This window comes from Pseudoalteromonas sp. NBT06-2 (assembly GCF_002276045.1).
Classification (GTDB): Bacteria; Pseudomonadota; Gammaproteobacteria; order Enterobacterales; family Alteromonadaceae; genus Pseudoalteromonas.
In genome coordinates, this window is sequence record NZ_NQMR01000025.1 from 34,919 (window position 1) to 57,769 (window position 22,851).

At 34.7% G+C, this 22,851-nt stretch carries 19 protein-coding genes; 9 read left to right on the forward strand and 10 right to left on the reverse strand.

Annotated features, from left to right (window positions below):
- Window positions 1-256 precede the first annotated feature (256 nt).
- Window positions 257-760 carry a glycine cleavage system transcriptional repressor gene (locus CJF42_RS07355; protein WP_095366058.1) on the forward strand — a complete coding sequence of 168 codons (504 nt, stop codon included), beginning with the start codon at window positions 257-259 and terminating at the stop codon, window positions 758-760.
- 83 nt (window positions 761-843) lie between these two features.
- Here the strand turns inward: CJF42_RS07355 and CJF42_RS07360 are convergent, their stop codons facing one another.
- From CJF42_RS07360 to CJF42_RS07370, 3 genes are all read right to left on the reverse strand, one after another.
- On the reverse strand, window positions 844-3,372 hold the full coding sequence (locus CJF42_RS07360; RefSeq protein WP_252097549.1) for an EAL domain-containing protein: 2,529 nt from the start codon (window positions 3,370-3,372) through the stop codon (window positions 844-846).
- A gap of 409 nt (window positions 3,373-3,781) precedes the next feature.
- Entirely contained in the window at window positions 3,782-4,576 is a 795-nt protein-coding gene (locus CJF42_RS07365; protein ID WP_095366059.1) for a hypothetical protein, read from the reverse strand.
- A 2-nt stretch (window positions 4,577-4,578) separates the two neighbouring features.
- Window positions 4,579-5,052, reverse strand: coding sequence for a CreA family protein (locus CJF42_RS07370; protein WP_095366060.1), 474 nt, complete (start codon window positions 5,050-5,052; stop codon window positions 4,579-4,581).
- 138 nt (window positions 5,053-5,190) lie between these two features.
- Here CJF42_RS07370 and CJF42_RS07375 point away from each other — a divergent pair, with 138 nt between their 5' ends.
- The 8 genes from CJF42_RS07375 (at window position 5,191) to CJF42_RS07410 (ending at window position 13,641) form a co-directional block, all read left to right on the forward strand.
- Window positions 5,191-5,793 carry an outer membrane beta-barrel protein gene (locus CJF42_RS07375; RefSeq protein WP_095366061.1) on the forward strand — a complete coding sequence of 201 codons (603 nt, stop codon included), beginning with the start codon at window positions 5,191-5,193 and terminating at the stop codon, window positions 5,791-5,793.
- A gap of 224 nt (window positions 5,794-6,017) precedes the next feature.
- Entirely contained in the window at window positions 6,018-7,379 is a 1,362-nt protein-coding gene (locus tag CJF42_RS07380) for a leucyl aminopeptidase family protein (RefSeq protein ID WP_095366062.1), read from the forward strand.
- Between the two features lie 20 nt (window positions 7,380-7,399).
- Complete coding sequence (locus tag CJF42_RS07385; protein WP_095366063.1) at window positions 7,400-8,662, forward strand: glycerate kinase type-2 family protein; 1,263 nt, start codon at window positions 7,400-7,402, stop codon at window positions 8,660-8,662.
- A gap of 506 nt (window positions 8,663-9,168) precedes the next feature.
- Complete coding sequence (locus CJF42_RS07390; RefSeq protein WP_095366064.1) at window positions 9,169-9,876, forward strand: nucleoside-binding protein; 708 nt, start codon at window positions 9,169-9,171, stop codon at window positions 9,874-9,876.
- A gap of 236 nt (window positions 9,877-10,112) precedes the next feature.
- Entirely contained in the window at window positions 10,113-11,360 is a 1,248-nt protein-coding gene (locus CJF42_RS07395) for an acyltransferase family protein (RefSeq protein WP_095366065.1), read from the forward strand.
- Between the two features lie 243 nt (window positions 11,361-11,603).
- Window positions 11,604-12,059 carry an RDD family protein gene (locus CJF42_RS07400; RefSeq protein WP_095366066.1) on the forward strand — a complete coding sequence of 152 codons (456 nt, stop codon included), beginning with the start codon at window positions 11,604-11,606 and terminating at the stop codon, window positions 12,057-12,059.
- Between the two features lie 114 nt (window positions 12,060-12,173).
- Entirely contained in the window at window positions 12,174-12,716 is a 543-nt protein-coding gene (locus CJF42_RS07405; RefSeq protein ID WP_095366067.1) for a P-loop NTPase family protein, read from the forward strand.
- A gap of 526 nt (window positions 12,717-13,242) precedes the next feature.
- Window positions 13,243-13,641 carry a GFA family protein gene (locus tag CJF42_RS07410; RefSeq protein WP_095366068.1) on the forward strand — a complete coding sequence of 133 codons (399 nt, stop codon included), beginning with the start codon at window positions 13,243-13,245 and terminating at the stop codon, window positions 13,639-13,641.
- 216 nt (window positions 13,642-13,857) lie between these two features.
- On the opposite strand, the gene CJF42_RS07415 is transcribed toward CJF42_RS07410, so the two are convergent.
- The 7 genes from CJF42_RS07415 to guaD form a co-directional block, all read right to left on the reverse strand.
- Window positions 13,858-15,300, reverse strand: coding sequence for an NCS2 family permease (locus CJF42_RS07415; protein ID WP_095366069.1), 1,443 nt, complete (start codon window positions 15,298-15,300; stop codon window positions 13,858-13,860).
- A gap of 77 nt (window positions 15,301-15,377) precedes the next feature.
- A complete protein-coding gene (locus tag CJF42_RS27320) occupies window positions 15,378-15,596 on the reverse strand; it encodes a hypothetical protein (protein ID WP_170940518.1) in 219 nt (72 codons plus the stop codon).
- A gap of 115 nt (window positions 15,597-15,711) precedes the next feature.
- The gene (locus CJF42_RS07420; RefSeq protein ID WP_095366070.1) at window positions 15,712-16,551 is read right to left on the reverse strand and encodes a DHH family phosphoesterase; all 840 of its coding nucleotides are present in this window, start codon (window positions 16,549-16,551) and stop codon (window positions 15,712-15,714) included.
- 181 nt (window positions 16,552-16,732) lie between these two features.
- Window positions 16,733-17,380, reverse strand: a complete 648-nt coding sequence (locus tag CJF42_RS07425) for a TetR/AcrR family transcriptional regulator (RefSeq protein WP_095366071.1) — start codon at window positions 17,378-17,380, stop codon at window positions 16,733-16,735.
- 231 nt (window positions 17,381-17,611) lie between these two features.
- Entirely contained in the window at window positions 17,612-19,786 is a 2,175-nt protein-coding gene (locus CJF42_RS07430; protein WP_095366072.1) for a malate synthase G, read from the reverse strand.
- Window positions 19,787-19,869: 83 nt separating this feature from the next.
- The gene (locus CJF42_RS07435) at window positions 19,870-21,078 is read right to left on the reverse strand and encodes a urate hydroxylase PuuD (protein WP_095366073.1); all 1,209 of its coding nucleotides are present in this window, start codon (window positions 21,076-21,078) and stop codon (window positions 19,870-19,872) included.
- 431 nt (window positions 21,079-21,509) lie between these two features.
- On the reverse strand, window positions 21,510-22,835 hold the full coding sequence (gene guaD, locus CJF42_RS07440; protein WP_095366074.1) for a guanine deaminase: 1,326 nt from the start codon (window positions 22,833-22,835) through the stop codon (window positions 21,510-21,512).
- Window positions 22,836-22,851 lie beyond the last annotated feature (16 nt).

Here is a 22,851-nt window from a genome sequence, read left to right on the forward strand (position 1 = left end):
AAAGTTTCCTTCAGCATTAAAGTTGGTCATATTATATTGTGTCAAGATGACAGTTTTGTTACATGAAGAATAAATTATCAATTATTCTGACATAAAAATGTCATACAAAGGTAATGTTGCTTCACATCAAAATTTCAATTACAAATAATTAATTTTATTATTCAATAACTGGACAAACTACAAGGCTAGAGCAATACTTTAGTTTCAAATCATATTAAATAATAATTATTACTTTTCGTGATACAGAGAGATACCTATGAAGCAGTTAGTACTAACATTAATCGGGCAAGACAGACCAGGTCTTGTAGAAGAAGTTTCATCAACAGTTTTACTACACAATGGTAATTGGTTAGCTAGTAATTTAAGTCATTTATGTGGGCATTTTGCAGGTATATTACAAGTTGAGGTACCAGAAGAGCATATAGAAATACTACAAAGTGCACTACATAATATCAAAGACTTAGAGATAAAAATTGAAGATGGTGAAGATACAGTCCATTGCGATCAAAGCCAGATAAATTTAGTGATCACTGGCAATGATCGACCAGGGATTGTGCAAGAGCTATCAAGTGTAATAAGGCATAAAGGCGCTAGTATTATTCACTTTACTTCTAAACAACAAAGTGCTCCTAATTGGGGAGTACCTTTATTTAATGCCATTGCTACTGTGCATTTACCAAGTGGATTAGATAAAAGTGAAATTATTAATGCATTAGAGTCCATTACGTCTGATGTAATTGTTGATGTGGAAGAAGCTTAGGCTTGTTTTTTCCATACTAAAAATCAATCAAAATGCTCGTTCTTCGGGCTTTTTTTCGTGCTATTTATTCTAATTGAAGTTACTTATGCTTCGCACTCTAACTGCTGGTTGGTAATAAAGTGGTTAAATTCTTTTTTTGGTAAAGCTTTACTATAAAAATATCCTTGAATGATATTACAGCCAATACCTTGTAAAAAACGCAGTTGCTTTTCTTTTTCAACACCTTCTGCGACTAACTCTAAACCTAAACTTTGTGCTAATGCAATTATTGCCTTAACAATTTGACTATTACCATACTCATCTGGAATTTTAGCGATAAAACTCGCATCTATTTTAATGGTATCAATAGGTAGTTGGGTTAAATAACTTAATGCCGAATATCCGGTACCAAAATCATCTAAAGCAATATGAACATCTAATGCTTTTAATGCCTTTAAAACTTTTTTAGCCTCATCCATTGATGATATAAAACTAGTTTCAGTAACTTCAATTTCCAAAAATTGAGCAGGTACTTGCCATACAGTTAGGGAATTCTGAACTGCTAAAACAAGGTTTCCTTTAGTTAAATGTAGCGCTGAAATATTGACTGATATGCGACCAAATTCAATGCCAGTTTCCATCCATTCATTTATTTGTTTACATGCTTGATTTAATACCCAAATATCTAAATCAATAATAAGTCCTAAGTCTTCAGCTAAAGGAATAAAACTAGCCGGAGAAACAACACCTAACTCATTATCATGCCAACGGATCAGCGCTTCAACACCAACCACTTGTGAGTTTAAAACATTGACTTTAGGTTGATAATAAAGCTCAAAGCTATTATTTTTTAATGCTTTACTTAACTTTTTTTCCATTAGCATTCGCTCTAATGAACGGGCATTCATTTCAGGTTTATATAACTGAAAAGAGTTCCGGCCTAATTCTTTACTGCGATACATGGCAACATCAGCATGTTTGAGTAACTCATCTGAATCGCTCCCATCATCAGGAAAAACTGCAGCACCAATAGAAGTTGTTATTGATATTTCATGCTCTTGAATTTTAAATCTCTCTTCTAAGCACAGAATCAATTGATTGGCAAAATCTAAAATATCATTAACCTCATCTACTTCAGTTAATAATAACGTAAATTCATCACCTCCTAAACGAGCCAGTGTATCACCTGCTTTTACATATTTTTCTAATCTAGATGCAACTTGTTGAAGCAATAAATCCCCAATAGTGTGCCCTAATGTATCATTTACTTGCTTGAAATGATCTAGATCTAAAAACATAACAGCTAAAATTTGATCATCTCGCTTTGCTGTTGCCAACGCCATTTCTAACCTATCACTAAATAAACGCCTGTTAGGTAAATGCGTTAGTTCATCAAAGTAAGCTAATGCTGTTATACGTTTTTCTGCTTTTTTTCTTTCCGTTATATCACTAAAAATGGCTGCATATAATAAGTCTTCATCTTCACTTTCTTTTATCTCTATGATTGTCAACCATTCAAGAAATAATTCACCATTTTTCTTTTTATTATAAATTTCACCTTGCCATACACCTTCTTTACGTAAACTTTGCCACATCTCATCATGAAATTGTTTATCATGATGACCTGAATTCAAAATCCTCGGTGTTTGGCCTATCGTTTCTTTTTCGCAATATCCAGTTAAAGCCGTAAATGCAGGGTTTACTTGTAAAATAGTACTTGAACTATCAGTGATCATAATACCGTCTAAAGAAGCATTGATAATTTTTTTAGCTAAAAAGAGGTTTTTTTGTGATTTTTTTAATGCGACATCTCTTTGCTCTAACACCATTTCAAGTTCGTTCATATACGCCACTTCAATATCCGACATAATATTATGTAATGACAATACACCAAGCACTTCTAAATCATCACTTTCTACAACCAGATGTCTGATTTTTCGAATTTCTAATAATTGATACGCTTTATATAAACTGGTTGTTTCTTTAACCGTAAGCAAAGGCCAACCGGCAGATTCCCAACAACTAGCTTTAATTTCACCTTTTTTCAGTAAATTAAGTAAGTCCCTTTCGGTTATTATGCCCTTTTGCTTTAAAGTTTTATTCTCAACTAAAACAGCATTAACTCTTTTTTCTCTCATCACCTTAGCGACTAATGTCATGCTATCGCTTGCATCGAGTAAGGGAATATTCGCATTATAACTTTTATCAACTAGTCTAAAATGAAGGTAATGTTCAAGTCCTTGGCTTTTTATGACATCAGATAGACTCACGACCCCTTGTGGTGTATTAGTTTCATCAACAACAAGTAAATGTCGAAAGCCATAATTATGGAATAGTACTGTCAATTCAGAAGTTAACATAGTACTTTGTACTTGCTTTACTGGGCTGCTCATAAAGTTAGAAATAGCTTGCTGATAAAATTTGGGTTGTGAAAAATCTAATTTAGCGCAATCAGCTTCAGTCCACACACCAATCAACTTATTTTTAAACATAATAAAAATAGCACTTACATTCCTATTTCCCATCATATTGGCAGCTTCCAACAATGAGGTTTCCGGCTTGCAGGATAAAATGTTTTTCGACATTAAATCAGCAACTGTTAACATTTTATTACTGGATTTTAAAACCATCATTGAAGCTCCATTTTAATGATAAATAGAAAAGTACAAACAAGATGAGAATTTTATCAAATAAGAAATAGCAGTAACTTGTTTTAGATCAAAGTAGATTTAACTAAGTCCATTTTTGAGATTTTATTTTAAACTAAATTTAAATGTGTTTTTTATGAACACCTAATATACCCATGCTCTGAAACCTGCATTTCCATGTAACATGGGTGTATCTTCTTCGGTCCCTTTAGGTGTCATAATTTGCGGAGAAACAACATCTAAATCTGAGGCTAACAAACTATCTTGGCATCTACTTAGGCACTCAAAGATACAACTAACACCCCATATGACGCTTAGTTTTTTACTTTTTTTCTATTTATAATTTTTAACCACTCATACCAATATGAGTAAGTTCGTGATCAAATTTATGCGTTTAACTATTCACTTTATCAAATACAGCTAATAATAGAGGGTTTGCCGATTTTTTTAATTCATTATTTAGTGTTTTATCTGCTTTTTTAAACATACTTCGTAGATGCGGCTTTAAGTGAGGTAATATTTTATTTTTATTTTCACCTTTTAGCTTAACAATCAAAGCGAGATTAAAAATAAGCTCAGGCTCTGGTAAAGCCGGTTGTCTGTTAGCGTAAGCATTAAAACAAGAGCCACAACCACCTTTAAATTGATAAGCAGTATTGCTCAGCATCACACCAAACCCTAAAAATCCTGCGATTAATTCACTCACTTGGGGTAATAACTCTTCACCACCAGGAGGCAACTCCCTACCATGATGAATTAAAATTAATGCTAGTGTTTGTGCAAAAGAAGCCACTAAATCTTGAGGCTGATTTATTTGATTAGGATTATATGAAACATAAATCACTTGCTCGTTCATATTATCATTAACTAACTTTGCGTCTTCACCTCTTAAACGCGGTGCAAACTGCCAATGAGGAAATACAACAGATTCCATTTGATTTGGTTCAACTAATTTTAATGGCCAATTTTGCATGCCTGCATAATTTACAACGTGATTAAATACGTTTTGAGCCATACCAAAGACACTATTAACCTGATCTGGAAAATAATGATTGTTAGGTAAAATAATTTCTGTTTTGTCTAAAAAATATTGCCCATCAAAACATTCAAAAGCCCAAACAAAAGTATCTAATACCCAGCTTTGCTCTTCGGTTGCTAATAATGGTCTAGATTTAAAAAGTGATAACATAATTAGTTCTTTGTAAGTTGATTCGCCCATTGCCAAGCTTGAGTATTATAAAGTGGCACAGTTGATAAAGCATGGTGATGACTACCGCTTGATTCTTTTGTTGAGTATGATAAATACATTAATGTTTTTGTATCTTTATCATAAATACGTCTTACCTTTAGGCTTTTAAATAGTATGCTTTTAGATTCTTTAAAAACCACTTCACCATTTTTAGAAAAATCTATTTTTTGTAATTGTTCAGCTAAAATAGGGCCTGTTTGACGACATGCAATTGACATATCAGAGGGATCAGAAAAATCTAAATCAGCTTCAACATGGCTAATATGACATGTAACACCTGGTATTTTTGGATCACTTTTCGCTTTAATTACCACATCTTTTGTGGTGAACAAACCTAAACTGACTTTACCTGCATCGTCTGAACATGCCGATAGCATAATTACACTTAACGCTAAAAATAAAACTTTATATTTCATAGTTTGTTTTTCTTATATAAATATATACCGTGAGCATAATGAACATTACGACTAAGTTAAAGCTTATTTTAATTTCCCAAGTTTGATACTCTTAAATCAAAGCTTTGCACTAAGCTTATTTTATCAAAGGAAATTAACATGACTAACCCTCTTCTCTCTCTCATTTCTGCCAGTGTTTTATTCGCTTTTTCACCTATATCTCATGCAAAAATAATTATTGGCAGCTCAATAGGTCAAACATTTAGTCAAAGAATGGAAACGCAAGAACTACAAAAAGTTGAAGTTAAAAATGCTAGTCACTTAAATATAAGCGTAGAAAAAAGTATTCCTAATGCAAAATATGGTGTGTTTTATTCTAATATGTCTACCCATTTAAAAAACATACCAAACAAAAAAGCCGATTTTAATTATCTTTTATTTCAAAGTGCAATAGACGTACCGCTAGGCCAAGATATTTCAGGCTATTTTGGCGCACAAATCGGGGTTAATAACATCAAACCTAACTGGTTAGAGTCTGATACATATTTTGCAACGGGTTTATATGGTGGGGTTGAATATCACTTATCAAAAGCGACGAGATTCTCTTTTGAAACTCGCTGGCTAACGACTATAGTTGATAACAATAGTAAAATAAAATGTGAAGCCGAAAACAAGGCTGAAGACGATAATTGTTTATGGCATTTTAATGGTGATTTACTAAATCAATTTCAAACAAGTTTAGGTTTTAGTTACCGCTTTTAGCTATCACTTTATTCATCTTTAATAGGCTCATCGATTTAGGTATAAATTTCTTTTAATGCCTTTTCGATTTTTTATCTTTTCTACATGCCGAATATTTTTTATTTATTACTTTAAAATCAATGAAATAAGTATTTTATTTTTATTTTTAATCAAATATAAAATGCCAATATAAGGTATATTACCGCATAATTAATACACGTTTTAACTTCAAATTTAAGGTAAATATGAATCAACTTCTCAATGCTAATAATCAAGGTATTCCGCTTAGTATTTTATCAACAGATAATTTCGACTCTTGGCTATCACAACAAAATGAGCTTGTTCGAACATGGTTAAAGCAAACACAATATAAAGGCTGTGGTTTATCTTTGATACCAAATCACACAGGTGCTTTAACACAAGTTGTATTTATTGTTGAAACACCAGAGCATTACTTTTCATGTGGTGAGTTAGCTAAGCAATTACCTGCAGGACAATATTCATTAAAAGCAGATACAAAGCATCACGAAGCCATTGCTTTTTCATGGGCAATTGGTTGTTATCAATTTGATGTATACAAAACGGTTGAAAAGCCACAAGTTACTTTAGGCTTAGCAAGCCAAACACTTGCTGATAAGGTTTTAAAGCAAGTTGAAGCAACGGTACTCGTACGTGACTTAATTAATATGCCGCCAGCAGACATGATGCCTGAACACTTAGCGCAAACCATGAGTGATTTAGCCGAACAATACGATGCCAATATGTCTCAATTAGTGGGCGATGAATTATTAGAGCACAATTATCCTACTATTCATGCAGTAGGGCGTGCAAGTTGTCATAAACCTAGATTACTTGATTTAACTTGGGGTGATGAAAAACACCCTAAAGTGACCCTAGTGGGTAAAGGCGTATGTTTTGACTCAGGCGGCTTAGATTTAAAACCTAAAGTGGGCATGCGTAACATGAAAAAAGATATGGGCGGTGCAGCTCATGTCATTGGTTTAGCCCAGTTAATTATGACTAACAATTTACCTATTAGATTACGTGTATTAGTGCCTGCAGTAGAAAATGTAGTTTCTAGTAATGCTTTACGCCCAGGCGATGTTGTAAAAACACGTCAAGGCTTAACCGTTGAAATTGATAATACTGATGCAGAAGGCCGTTTAGTTTTATGTGATGCGTTAAATGAAGCTCAAAATGATGATCCTGAGTTATTAATTGATTTTGCAACATTAACAGGTGCAATGCGTATTGCTTTAGGTACTGAGCTTCCAGGTTTTTTCTCTACTAATCGTAAAATTGCTAATGATATTATTGATGCCGGTGAGGATGTATTTGATCCAGTATGGCAAATGCCACTATATCAACCATATAAAGAACTTTTCAAAAGTGAAATCGCTGATATGACAAACTGCCCAACAGTACCCCAAGGTGCGGCTATTTGTGCCGCGTTATATCTACAATATTTTGTTGATGAAAAGACTGATTGGTTACACTTTGATGTAATGGCGTGGAATAACCGTAAGCTGTCAGGCCGCCCATTAGGCGGTGAAGCATTTGGTATTCGTGCTGTATACACCTATTTAGCATCAAGGTTTAATGCTTAAATTATTTATGGAGAACAGCTATGATCAGCAATCCAGAAGCGTTTCTAATTGATCTTTTTCATACAGCAATCAATGCTGCACATCCTAAAGTAGTTTTAGCCAAATATTTACCAAAAAACACCAATAAACGTGCCGTTGTTATTGGCGCAGGAAAAGCAGCGGCCTCCATGGCACAAGCCCTTGAGCAACATTGGCAAGGCCCATTATCAGGTTTAGTTGTCACACGATATGGTCATAATGAGACATGTAAACATATTGAGGTTGTAGAAGCAGCACATCCAATACCTGATGATGCAGGGCAAGCCGTTGCTAAACGTATTATGCAGTTAGTTGATGGTTTAACTAAAGATGATATTGTTGTTTGTTTATTATCAGGCGGCGGTTCATCTTTATTATCTTTACCTCCTGAGGGCATTAACTTAAGTGACAAACAAGCAATCAATAAATCGTTATTAAAATCTGGTGCTGCCATTGATGAAATTAATTGTGTTCGCAAACACTTATCTGCTATTAAAGGTGGTAGATTAGCAAAAGCTTGTTTCCCTGCAACTGTTCATACTTATGCGATTTCAGATGTACCAAGTGATGAAGCGACAGTGATTGCTTCTGGCCCGACAGTTGCCGATCCAACAACATCGATTCAAGCGTTATCAATCCTTGAAAGTTATCATATTCAAATACCAAATAATGTAAGAAATTGGCTGAAAAGCCCAGAATCAGAAACCTTAAAACAAGGTGATCCAGCACTTGAAAATACGCATTTCACTTTAATTGCCACACCAAAAGATGCACTTGATGCGGCTCAAACACAAGCTGAAAAAGCCGGAATAAAATCGCTAATATTGGGCGATAAAATTGAAGGCGAATCAAAAGAAGTTGCCAAAGTTCACGGCGCTATTACATTAAATATTGCTGTTCATGGCCAACCACTCTCTCCTCCTTGTGTCATTTTATCTGGTGGTGAAACCACCGTAGCCGTAAAAGGCAGTGGCCGAGGCGGACGAAATGCCGAGTTTTTATTAAGCCTCGCCATTTTCTTGCAAAAACAGCAACACTTTTATGTCATTGCAGCCGATACCGACGGTATTGATGGCTCAGAAGATAACGCTGGCTGCTTATTAACACCACAAACTTATAAAAACGCAAAACTAAAACAATTAAATCTTCAGAGTTATCTTGATAATAATGATGGCTATGGTTTTTTTGAAGCGACTGAACAACTTATAAAAACAGGGGCAACTAGAACTAATGTAAATGATTTTAGAGCTATTTTGATTTTATGAATAATTTAAAGTTCATATTTAAAAGTCTAGTTTACTAAGAATAACATCTATGGAATTGGTTGATTTTCATACTTTTCATACTTTTCATTCTACAGATAAAAATATATTTTGTATGAAAATTAAATTGACCTCTCGCAACTTGACACTAGTGACAACAAAGCATAATGTTAATGTTGCAAACTTGTTAAAGTTATTTAACTAATACAGAAATAAATAACTATAACAAGTAAAGAGAAATATATATTTTAGTAATATAGGCAAATTAAAAATAAACATCTCAATACTCGTTATGGATGAATTAATGTTCATTAATTTAGTGAAAATAAAATATATAAAAGTGGACTATTAAATATCGGTTTTTTCAACTCTTTTAGATGAGATCTCGCCGATTATCTCAACCATTGAGGAAATTAAAATAGTATAATTACACTAATTCTAACTTTAAATTTAATAATATCAGCCGTAATGTTTTTATTGGCTATTAAAAATCAAACAGGGGAAAACCTATGTCTGCACAAGTATATTCAGCGTTATTAGCAACTGCGCTTTTATCAACTTCTGTAAGTGCCAAACAATATTGGAGCGATACTAGCTTTAGCTTACTTAAAGGTAATAATTATGAAGTTGGAGATAATGAAAAAAATGTTTTCACACTAGAACATGCCAGCGGTCATAGCTGGGGAAATATTTTTACTTTTGTAGATAGGTTAAGTCCAGTAAATGATGACAATAAAGAACTATATGGTGAAGTAGGTATGACTTTTAACCTAATTCAGCAAAAAGACAGCTTTATTAAAGATGTTTACCTTGCTTCTCAATGGGAGTTCGGCTCTGATAAATTTGCTCAATTTGATAACTTATTATTAGGTGGCGGTGTTAACTTAGCTGTGCCTGGCGCAAACTTCTTTAATGTAAACCTCTACCGTCGTAATAACGAACATCGTGAGGCAAGCAACCAACTAACTCTTGCTTGGGCTTTCCCTTTTGCTGATGGTTTTGTTTACGATGGTTTTATGGATGCTGTTGATAGTACAGACAGCACATCTTCTAGCTATAACTTCACATCACAACTTAAATATGATTTTGGTCAGCATATGGGCATTGAAAAGAGCAAATTATACGCTGGTATTGAGTACGTATATTGGCATAACAAATTTGGTATAGAGGGCGTCACTGAAAAGAATGCTAATTTATTGCTTCAATGGCACTTTTAATATTAGCTTCAACTCAGTTTTAAATTCTAACTTGCAATCAAAGGGTAGCCGGAGGTTTCTAACCTCCAGTCCCACACCACCTATCATTAATTGTATTAAGCTGATATAAAGTTTTACCTATCCCTATATACCACCACTTATCCCTATGTACCATTCGTTAAGCCTTTCAGGCTTTTTTTTGTTTGTAGGAGAGGATAGTTTCACACTAATTTCTACGCACTACAAATGGTGAAACTTTGACTAAAACTACACCCCATTCTACGTCTAAAACTATCAATTCAAGACGTTATGATATTGACTGGCTGAGGACATTAGCTTTTATTTTATTGATTTTTTATCATATTGGTCAGTTTTATGTCGCGGATTGGGGATGGCACGTAAAAAGTGCTTACCTAAGTGATTTTTTGAAAAATATTATGTTACTAGTTAACCAATGGCGAATGCCGTTAATTTTTTTAATATCTGGAATAGCCTTATCGCTAGTAGAAGTAAAACTTAATCGTAGTAAATTATTTAAAGTGAGGTTTACGAGAGTAATACTACCGTTGGTTTTCGGTACTTTTCTAATCGTACCGCCACAAGTTTATTATGAGCTTGTGCAAAGTGAGGGTTATTCATCTAGTTATTTTGAATTTCTAAAGTTATACCTAGATACTAATAATCATCAGTACGCAGAGCATCAATTACTCACCAGTAGAACAGGATTTTCTCTGGGATTGATAACTTATAACCACCTGTGGTATTTACTCTATTTATTTACTTATACCTTAGTTTATATGGTGATTAAACCTTTATTAATCAAAGTTAAGTGGCAACAAATAACTAAAAAAATTACTGAGACTTATATTTTAGCCATACCGTTTATTTTAGTTTTTCTCTACGATTTTATATTATTAGAATACTTTCCAGATGATACCTTTGTATTGATTGGCGATTGGTATAATCATGCGCTTTATTTCACTATGTTGTTGCTCGGTTACGCACTCGCAAAGTCACCTACTGTTTGGCAAACTTTAATCAATAACCGTAAAACTTGGTTAGTGCTAGCAATAATCAGTTATGTCTTAGTTGTCATTCGCTTTAACAGAGCTTGGGGCTTTGATATTGATTATAATACTGCGTCAGTACTTACTCAGGTTTTGATTACTGCTCTGTGGTCTGCTAATAAAGTTTTGTGGTTACTAACTATATTAGGTTTTGCAGGGGCTTACCTCAATAAAAAACATCCTGCACTGACTTACATGAATGATGCTGTCTTACCTTGGTATATTTTACATCAAACGGTAATCATTATTTTTGCTATATGGCTAGCCAAATTTGAGTTAGGTCCTGTATTTGAACCCATATTATTAATACTTTGTACTTTTGTTGGTTGTGCTATAGGTTATGAAGTAATTAAGCGTTTTATTGTAACACGCTTTATCTTTGGCTTGAAAATTGAAACGACTGCTTTGGCTACTACAGAAATAGAACACGCTAAATAGAGCTTATATCAGCTTTCGTAGCCTGATCACTTTTACACTTTTCGGATATACAGGCATAGCTTGAAATATTACTTATTGAGTTATTTCACATATTTTTTTAATATTTAAAGCACAGTATTTTTTTGATATGAACATTATTTATTAGTGTTAATTCACACGGAAGTTTTTTATGAATTTTTTTGTCACGTACTATACACCTGTTTGGGTTATAATAAGACGTTATACCTTTAAGGGAACACGAATATGAATGAACAGGAATACGCAGGCTTTTGGATTAGAACTGGTGCAGCAATAATAGATTCAATATTAATACTCATCATAATTTTACCAATACTAACTGCAATATATGGCACAAATTACTGGATAAGTGAGTCTTTTATCCAGGGTTTTGGGGATGTTTTGTTCAATTATATATTACCAGCAATTGCAGTTGTTATTTTCTGGATTTATAAGTCAGCTACTCCTGGAAAAATGGCAACAAAGCTAATCATAGTAGATGCAAAAACCGGTGGAAAACCATCTACAGGTCAATTCATTGGGCGTTATCTTGGTTATTATGTTTCAATGATCCCATTATTTCTTGGAATTATATGGGTTGGAATAGACAAACGAAAACAAGGTTGGCACGACAAAATTGCCGGTACAGTCGTAATTAAAAGCAATAAATCTAAGCCAATTAAATTTGAATATAAGATGTAAGTAAGTAGTTACACTTGAAAAATACAGCTACTTAGCCTCCACCATGCAACTTTCTTTTTCCGATGAAGCTGTCGTTATATTACTTATTCCAGCACATCATAAACCGAGGTATTTGTGAGTTTTTATAAAAATATTAATGTAGTCGGAACTAGCGCTAGTGGTAAATCTACATTTAGCAAAGAATTAGCGGCTAAGTTAAATGTTGAATATATAGAAATGGATCAACTATTCTGGAAGCCTAACTGGGAAGAGTCGAATAATAGTGAGTTTCTTTCCAAACTAAAGGCAGCCATCTCAAATAATGGTTGGGTTCTTGACGGTAATTATTCAAGAACATCATCATTAAAATGGGCCAAGGTCAACACCATTGTTTGGATTGATTATTCGCTGAGTCGTACTGTATTTCAGGCTTTTAAAAGAGCAATCCAACGAATCTTAAGTAAACAAGAAGTATGGCCTAATACTGGAAATGTTGAATCGTTTCAAAAAACCTTTCTCAGTAGAAAGTCGATAATTCTTTGGACATTGCAAAATTATCACTCTAATCGTAAAAAATATGTTGAAATAATGACGTCTGATAAGTATTCGCACATTGATTTTGTTAGGCTAAACTCGCCAAAAAAGGCAAAAGAATTTATTGCTAAATTTACTTTGTAATCAGTAATATCAAACCTATAATGGCTCTTTTATTACGATCTCACAGCAACCTGTTTTTTTAATCCTTTTAAGTAACAAAGGCACTGCGACTCAATAGACTTAGAAGATAGAATGAAGCAGGATGCCGGAATCGAGATGTTTATCGGTTAACTTCAACAGACACGATTCAAGTCATTGGTACTTTTTGTACCGTTACTCCTCTAATAAATGATGGCTCAGACAAGGTGTAAGCGACTTTTTAAATTTTATTACCGCTTTTATTACCCTAAGTACCATAGGTTTTACCTGTAAATTCTGCTTTGCATGTAAAAAACACCAAGTAAAACAGGTCCGCCAGTCCAATTTTTAATGGTAGTGAATTAAAAAAATTTTCATTATTTACGTTCGAGTTATACAAAATACAAATCAGCAAAAACGTAAACATTTTTGATTGTTAAATAATTTAATATCAGTAAAGTATTCAGATTATAATATATTAATTTAAAACGAGTAATTCTACAGTCTCGTTATATGCAAAGGAAAGTTTGTGACACTTGAAGCTACTTGCTGTTGTAAGCAAATATCAATAACTCTTTCAGACAAACCTGAAATGAACTCAGTTTGTAATTGTACTAACTGTAAACAACGTACCGGAAGTGCTTTTGGAATATCTACTTATTTTAAAACTAATGCCGTATTAGAAAAATCTGGCGAAACAAAGATTTATAAGTTTTGGCATAAAGAGCAAGATCACGAACAAAATCGTCATTTTTGTACTCAATGTGGTACTACGTTGTATTGGACTATATCAACTATGCCCAATTTAATTGGTGTTGCTGGTGGTTGTTTTTCAGCTTCTGAAATTGTAGAACCAACTCATACATTAAATAACTCCAATAAATGTCAGTGGATTAGCTTTCCTTCTAACTGGCAAGTTCAAGAATAATTTGTATATACCCATGCTACATGAAAATGCGTAATTTCAGCAAGCGGACAAGCGAACCAAATGTTAGGTATAAGATTGTCGTTAAGTTATTCTCAACAAATATCTTATAGCAACGCAGTTGGCCGCTTATCAACTTACCCTACGGGAGTTGGGGTAGAAAACAAATTTAATTTTATCTTAGTTTATAAATTTAACTTTTACTAAATCGCTTTATTTTTATGGTAAAAAAATAAACTTAGCTACAAACAATGCAGTTAATGCCCAAACACCTGCTGAAATTTCTTTATGTTTACCTGTGCCCGCTTTAAGCACTGTGTAAGTAATAAAACCGATAGCAATACCATTTGCAATAGAGAAAGTAAACGCCATCATAACTGTTGTTAGTACTGCTGGTGCAAATTCAGTCATATCAGACCAATCAAGCCCTTTAAGTGATGTCATCATTACCATAGCAACATAAATCAACGCACCATCTACAGCAAAACCTGGAAGCATTTGTGCAAGTGGTAAGAAGAACACACCTAAAGCAAACAATACACCAATAGCAACAGCAGTTAAACCTGTACGACCACCAGCAGATACACCTGCAGCCGATTCAACATAAGATGTTACCGGAGGACAGCCAAAAGCCGTACCAATTACAGAAGAGATAGAATCTGCTTTTAAAGATTTCTTCAAACCTTTAATGTTACCTTTTTCATCTTGCAGGCCTGCACGCTCTGCAACGCCCATCAAAGTACCAGCAGTATCAAAAATATTTACAAATAAGAAAGTAACTATAACAGGGATCATTGCCACTTCTAACGCCCCCATAATATCAAGCTTCATGAAAATAGGTTCAATTGCAGCAAAGTCTGGAATAGCTAATAACCCGCCAACAGGATAAGACACAAATCCTGTTGCAGGTGCAAACGATTTTGCTTTTTCTGCAACAGTAAAAAAATCAACAGGCATTATGAATGTCATCATAAAGGCAACGATTGTGGTTATCGCAATACCGATAATCACAGCGCCAAATACTTTACGATAACTTAATACAGCAATCAGTAAAAAGCTTAAGAAACCAAGGGCTGGCGCTTCAGGTCCAAATTCACCAAAACCAAAGTGAGTCATATCTGCTAGTGCAACAACATTATCTGGGTTTGGCACAACTATGCCAGTAAAACGCAAACCTATAAATCCTAAAAATAATCCAACACCTGCGGTCATCGCAAGCCGTAAACTCATAGGTATGCTCTCTAACATCCATTCCCGAAGCCGGGTTACACTCATAATGACAAACAAACAACCTGAAAGAAATACTGCTCCTAGTGCTATTTCCCAGCTGTAATTCATTTGTAAAACGACAGTAAAAGTGAAAAAAGCATTCAGCCCCATACCTGGTGCCAAGCCTACTGGCCAATTTGCATATAACCCCATGAAAATTGTTGCAATAGCCGCACCTAGACAGGTGGCAAGGAATAACCCATCAAATGGCATTCCGGTTTTAGACATAATAATTGGATTTAAAAACATAATGTAAGACATAGTGACAAAGGTTGTTAGTCCAGCCATAAGTTCGGTTTTAACATTTGTTTTGTGTGCTGATAGTTTAAATAATCGCTCTAATAACCCTAGCCGGGCAGACTGATTATTAACTGACTGATTTACTTGGTCCATGATTCAGTTCTCTCGTTGATGTTATCAATGTTAGGTTTATTATTTGACAGTTTTATTTTATTAACATAATATCAACACTAATCACAATTGACACAAGTGTCAACTTTTAATTGATTGAATTTAGCGCTATTGATAATTATTAATGATGTAAATAAACACAAAAATATACGTACCGAATCTGTTCTATACCCAAGCCACTTCAAGATGCGTGTTTCAGGACTGCTGAAAAAATCATGATCTAGGCGCATCTTTGTATTAATGGTTGCTCCCTTAAAATAAGATGGAACAACGAGCATGATTTGCTCAGAAGTCCCCAGATGGGTTGGTTTAGAAGCGCATTAAGCTGCGTTATTGATCTTGAAAAGGGAATACTCCAGCACCAAACAAAAGCTTTGGTGCCGAATAAAAGAACTACTTAGTAACTGAAGTCGTTTTTAAGCTTAATGATATTTTTGGCTTTTCTACTGTAAAACCCGCTGCGTGAAAGTGTCCACCACCGTCAAATAGTTTAGCTATATTGGCTACGTCTACACCATCTACATCAGATCTCAATGAGAATATGCGTTTGTCAGATGAATCACAGTACATTGCTGAAAATGGTTGGCCTTTAGCTAATTCATTACCTATTTCACTGGTTAAGCTATTGGTATTTACACAGGGTACTTGATAGCCTGCTATATCAATCATTTCTACATTTTTAGATTTAGTCGCTCTGTCGATTTGTTTATTTTGATATTCAACTATGGCTTCGCCTTTGCTGATCAAATCTAATAACTTAGTTTCGTCTAAGTATTGTTCCCATACATCAAAGGTCATGACGCAAGTTTGTAGTGCCGCTGATACTTCTTTGCTGTTGGGTAGTTGCCAATGCCATAAATCGCGATCTTGGATATAAGCTAATAATGTTGGTACTGGACGATCTGGTAATAAGTGCTCCCAAGTGAGTACTGCACCAGAGCGTTCCATATCGAATACGCAACAGTTTAAGCCAGCTAGGGCTTCTTCTGCTGTTTTATGGTGATCTATGACTAATAAAGATTCAGCTGCTTTTTCTAACTTTAATATCACTTCGCGTGAATATGAAAAGTCGACAATAAAAACATTTTTATTGCTTACATCTGGCGCTTGATCGCCATGTTGTGCAGCAATAAACTCACAATCAAAGTTGTTTGCATCACAATATTGTTTTACAGCTAAAGCAGCACCAAAGCCATCAGAACAGTTTTTGTGATAAATACATAAATATTTCATTGAGTTTCCGTTTGTGATTTCTATTGTCATTTCTTATTATACTCAACCCACTTCAAAATGTAGAATTCAGTTGGAATTATAAACGCTTTATACAAGGCATTGATTGCAAAAAATAGTTATTCTCTTTTCTTTTAAGAAAATAATATTAATACAAAGATGCGCCTATAACATAAGTATACTACTACCTTAAACCACAGCCTTTTAATATTAACTGAGTTAAAGTTTCTGTGATGTCTTCAAAGTCTTCATCTGATAACGATTCTTTATCCATAGCAGCCAATACTTGCACACCAAAATCGGCATAATGCTGTGTTGAGCCCCAAATAAAAAATAATAAGTGCATCGGGTCAATAGGATCCATTTTTCCTTGATCTATCCATGCTTGGATAGCATCAGCCTTATGTTTTATTGAAGTTCTGAAGTTATGGTTCAAAAAATGACTTAAATGTGGTGCACCGTGTACCATTTCACTGGCAAATATACGTGATGCATTTGGGTTATTTTTAGATGACATCACTTTCGCACGAATATAAGTGGTTAAAGTCTCTCTTGGGTCATCATCTGCATTAATATCAGATACGGTTGCATCCCATACTTCTACGATATCACCTAAAACAGCGCCATATAGGTCGAGTTTATTTTTAAAATAATAATGAATATTGGCACGCGGCAGTTCTGCTCGTTCAGCAATACGCTTCATTGAAGCACCTTTAAAACCAAAAGTAAGAAACTCTTCTTCAGCAGCAGCGATGATCACAACTTGATTTTGTTGGCGAATACGTCCAGCTGGTTCTTTTCGGCGGTTTTGTAATACGTCAATTTCACTCATAAACTTTTAAATATGCTTAATCAAAAAAATCAGTATAAGGAATTTCGCTTATATGGGCTACACCTAACAATATAATAATACCAATTCAAATAAATATATGATCAATCTAAATGGTCTAAATGGTCTAAATGGTCTAAATGGTCTAAATATATAAAAAAGAAACGCTATTTGAAATAACATCTCTTTTACTATTTTTGAGCAAAGTTTTATCTAACCTAAATAATTATTGACCTATTTAGATTTAACTATTAAACGTTGGCGATGCAACACAGGTTCAGTATAACCGCTTGGTTGTACACTGCCTTTAAATACTAATTCATATGCTGCTGAAAACGCATCACTTGTATTTAAGTTAGCAGACATCGCAATATAGTTTTTATCTTGGCTATTTTGCTGATCTACCACTTTAGCCATACGAACTAAGGTATTTTCTACTTGTTCATTGGTACAAATTCCATGATGTAACCAGTTAGCAACATGCTGGCTTGAAATACGTAATGTTGCACGATCTTCCATTAGACCGACATCTTCAATATTAGGTACTTTAGAACACCCTATTCCCATATTCACCCAACGCACTACATAACCTAAAATACCTTGAATATTGTTATCTAATTCCAGTTGAATAGATTCTGCGGTTAACAGACTTTGGTCTTTTAATAATGGTAAAGTTAACAGCATATCTATGCTTTTCAGTCCTTTATCAACAATTCCATCTTGTCGGGCTGCAACATTTACTTTGTGGTAATGCAATGCATGTAAAGTAGCAGCGGTTGGCGATGGTACCCAAGCACAATTAGCACCTGCTTTTGGATGTACATCTTTTTCTACCAGCATTTGCGCCATATTATCTGGAATCGGCCACATGCCCTTACCTATTTGACCTTTGCCTTTAAAACCACAATTAAGCCCAATCACAACATTACGACTTTCATAAGCTTGGATCCAATCTTGTGACTTCATAGCCTCTTTTGGTACAACTGGGCCAGCTTCCATACATGTATGAATTTCATCACCCGTGCGATCCATAAAGCCAGTATTGATAAATACCACACGCTCTTTAGCTGCATAAATACATTGTTTTAGATTAACACTGGTACGGCGCTCTTCATCCATTAGTCCCATTTTTATAGTATTAGCTTCAAGGCCAAATGCGTCTTCAATTAAACCAAATAATTTAACTGCAAAAGTCACTTCCTCAGGGCCGTGCATTTTTGGTTTTACAATATAAATACTACCAGCTGAAGAGTTAACTAATGCTCCTGTATGTTTTAAATCATGGATTGCAATAAGTGATGTCACTACGCCATCTAAAATACCTTCAGGTATTTCACTACCATCTTTACAGATAATGCTTTCATTTGTCATTAAATGGCCGACGTTTCTCACAAACATTAAGCTTCTTGCGCTTAAGGTTAGCTCTTTACCATTTTTTGCTGTGTAATATCTGTCTGTATTTAAACTACGATGAATCACTTTATCGCCTTTTGTCACTTTTTCGCTTAAATCACCTTTCATTAAGCCAAGCCAGTTTTTATAAACCTGTATTTTATCGTCTACATCTACTGCGGCTATTGAGTCTTCACAATCGTGAATAACCGTCACTGCAGATTCAATAATCACATCGCTCATATTTGCGATATCAGCTTCACCGACAGAGTCATTTGCATTAAATACTAATTCTGCATGTAAGCCATTATTTACTAATAAAATAGCACTTGGTGAGTCTTTATTGCCTTTAAAACCTACAAATTTTAATGTATCTAATAACTGTGTTGTTTCGCCATTTATTAATGTAATTTGCAGTTGTTCGTTAACGACTTGGTAGTTAGAAACCTCAGAGAAAGTACCTTGCTTTAATGCAAACGTCTCATCTAAATATTGCTTAGCATAAGCAACTACAGCATCACCACGTTTTGGGTTATACCCTTTAGTAATGGCAGTTTCCTCATTAATTTCGATTACATCCGTTGAATATAAAGCATCGTATAAACTGCCCCAACGCGCATTAGTCGCATTAAGTGCATAACGCGCATTCATTACTGGCACGACAAGCTGAGGGCCTGCTAAGTTAGCAACTTCTGGATCGACATTTTTAGGCGAGATTTTAAAATCAGCAACATCTGGTACTAAATAGCCAATTTTTTGTAAAAAGGCTTTATAAGCTACTTCATCGTACTTACTGGTTTGGTGTTGTTTGTGCCACTCATCAATTTGGGATTGCAGTTTTACTCGTGTATCAAGTAATTGCTTATTGATGGGTGATAATTCATTTACTATGGCTTCAAATAACTGCCAAAATTTATCCTGTTCTATCCCTGTACCAGGAATAACATCATGGTTTATAAAATTAAAAAATGCTTCAGCTACCTGAAATCCGCCAACAGTTATTCTTCGCTTTGTCATGTGGTAGATCCTACTTCTATACTTAAAATAAAAAGTAGCAGGCCAAATTGGATGAAAAGCCAACTACAGAAACTTTTTATGCTTTACTTAACGGGTGCGCCTTGCGCTATCCATAAAGCAATGTAATTACGTTCATCGTCTTCTATTTTGGTTTTATTCATAAAAGGCATATCTTTAGCATCAACTGCTCTGGCTTTAATTCTCGGTGCCCAACGACTCATTTGTGCTAAATTATCAAGTATTACACCTCCTTGCGCCACTTTAAAAATATCATCGGTTGGTGCACTTGAATGACACCCTGTACAACGACTAGTAATAATGTCGTTTACTTTTTTCAGATCAACCGTATGAACTTCACTGCCATCTTCATCTATAATAGGTGCTGCCGATTTAGGTGCGATTGCCACAGCTAAAACAATTGATAATACCACAGCACCAACTAATACTAATGGGCTTTGAGTACCTTTATGTTTTGCTACAAAGTATTGACGAATAGCCGCTGTAATGACAAAAATCACCATGAGAACTAACCAATTATATTCATGGTTAAAGATCATAGGGTAATGATTACTGATCATGATAAATACAAGCGGTAAAGTTGCGTAAGTATTATGAGTTGAGCGAAGCTTTGCTTTAGCACCCCAAGTTGGATCTACTGGTTCGCCTTTCTCTACTGAGGCTACTAATGCACGTTGTGATGGCATAATAGTGAAAAATACATTACCCGCCATGATAGTACCAATCACAGCACCTACATGCATAAATGCACCACGTGCACTGAATGTTTCACTTAATACATACGATAAACCAGTTATCAATGCCATTAAAATAATACCAAGCAATAAACCATGCTCAGCTAATTTTGTACGACATAAAACATCATAAACAATCCAGCCACCTACAATAGATGTTAAACCGATTACGATTGCTTGCATTTGGCTTAATTCTGCAATGTTAGGATCTATTAAATAAATATCGGCACCAACGTAGAACATTAAGCTTAACAATACAAAACCGGTTAACCATGTGCTATAAGCTTCCCACTTAAACCAATGTAACAGCTCAGGCATTTTTTCTGGTGCTTGCTTATATTTAGCAATTTCATAAAAACCACCGCCATGAATTGCCCATAGATCTCCGCCTATGCCTTTATCTGATTTCCAACCCGGTGGTTTTTCTAAATGATTATCTAACCAAACAAAGTAAAAAGATGCTCCTATCCAAGCGATACCAGTAACTACGTGGGCAAAGCGTAAAATTAAATTAACCCATTCTGTGATATATGGATCCATGTTGATCTCCGATACATTCTGCACGTTGAGATAACCGCTATCTCAAAGCATGTGAATTGTTATTATTTTTTATATTTTTTGATTCATGTGGAATTTAAAACCCGTTCATAAATCTATATTTCTGTTGTTTTTATAAAGCGAAAGCCTCACTACATTTAGTTATATACCCAAGCTACTGGAAATGCATGATTTCAGCGCGAGTTTAAATGGTCAAATACAATACATTTATTGCAGGTAATGGTTATTCCCTTATCAACATAAATAACGCGGTAGCTGACCATTTAAAACCATACAATATTGAATTATCAAGTAAGTAATCACTACGTTATATCAGTTTGAAAGACAATAAGCATTCCTAACATGATGTGCCTTGTGCTAACTCACCTGATAAATTCTGAAACAAGTATTATCAAGTGGTTTGGGTATAATCTCTACAACGCTGATGTTTTTTTATTATCTCTGTCATGGGCTAAATCCCCCATAACGTAGGTTTCACGTACAGTACGGTCATCACCTAATGTAGTTAATACAAATAAACGCTCTAGAATGTCTTTAGTATTGTTCATACGAACACGCATTAAATCTGTTGATTTGTAATCCAAAACAATAAAGTCTGCTTCTTTACCTGACGTAAAGTTACCAATTTTATCGTCTAAATCTAATGCAGAAGCACCACCTAAAGTCGCTAAGTAGAATGATTTAAGCGCAGTCAGTTTTTCACCTCTTAACTGCTGAATTTTGTAAGCCTCGTTTAGTGTTTGTAATTGAGAGAAGCTTGTACCACCGCCCACATCAGTACCTAAACCCACATCTACGTTATACTCTTCTGCTTTTTTCAAGTTAAATAAACCACTACCTAAAAATAAGTTTGAAGTTGGACAATAAGATAAAGATGAGTCTGTATCACTTAACCTTTGATATTCGCTATCACATAAGTGTATGCCGTGTGCAAATATACTACGCTTGCTTAATAAACCGTGTTTATCGTAAACATCTAAATAATTTTCACATTCTGGAAATAAATCGCTTACCCAAGCACATTCATTTTTATTTTCAGATAAATGAGTATGCATAAATACATCTGGGTATTCTTCAAGTAATTGACCGGCTTTATGTAATTGCTCACTGGTGCTAGTTGGTGCGAAACGAGGGGTTACAGCGTAATGCAAACGACCTTTGCCATGCCATTTTTCAATAAGCGATTTTGATTCTTCATAACTCGATTGCGCTGTATCAGTTAAGTTATCTGGTGCATTGCGATCCATCATGACTTTACCGCAAATCATACGTACATTGAGATCTTGGGCTTGTGTAAAAAACGCATCTACTGATTCAGGGTGCACAGTACCAAATACCAAAGCCGTTGTTGTGCCATTAGTGAGTAATTGATCTAAAAAGAATTGCGCCCTTGGTTTAGCAAAGTTTGTATTACCAAATTGCGATTCAGTTGGGAAGGTATAAGTTTCTAGCCATTCTAATAATTGCTCACCATATGAGCCTATAATTTCAGTTTGCGGATAATGAATATGTGTATCAATAAAACCAGGTATTAATAAACCATTATCGTGATGCTTTACCGCAGTATCGATTGATAACGTCGGTAAAATATCACTCGCCAAACCGACAGTTTCAACCAAGCCATCTTTCACAACAAGAACACCATCTTCAAAATATTGATAACTTTGTTCATTGTCTTTAGCAGGATCGCTTAAAAAATGTAAAATTTCACCGCGAAATGCTTTTGTTGTATTACTCATAAAGTTATTAACCTTG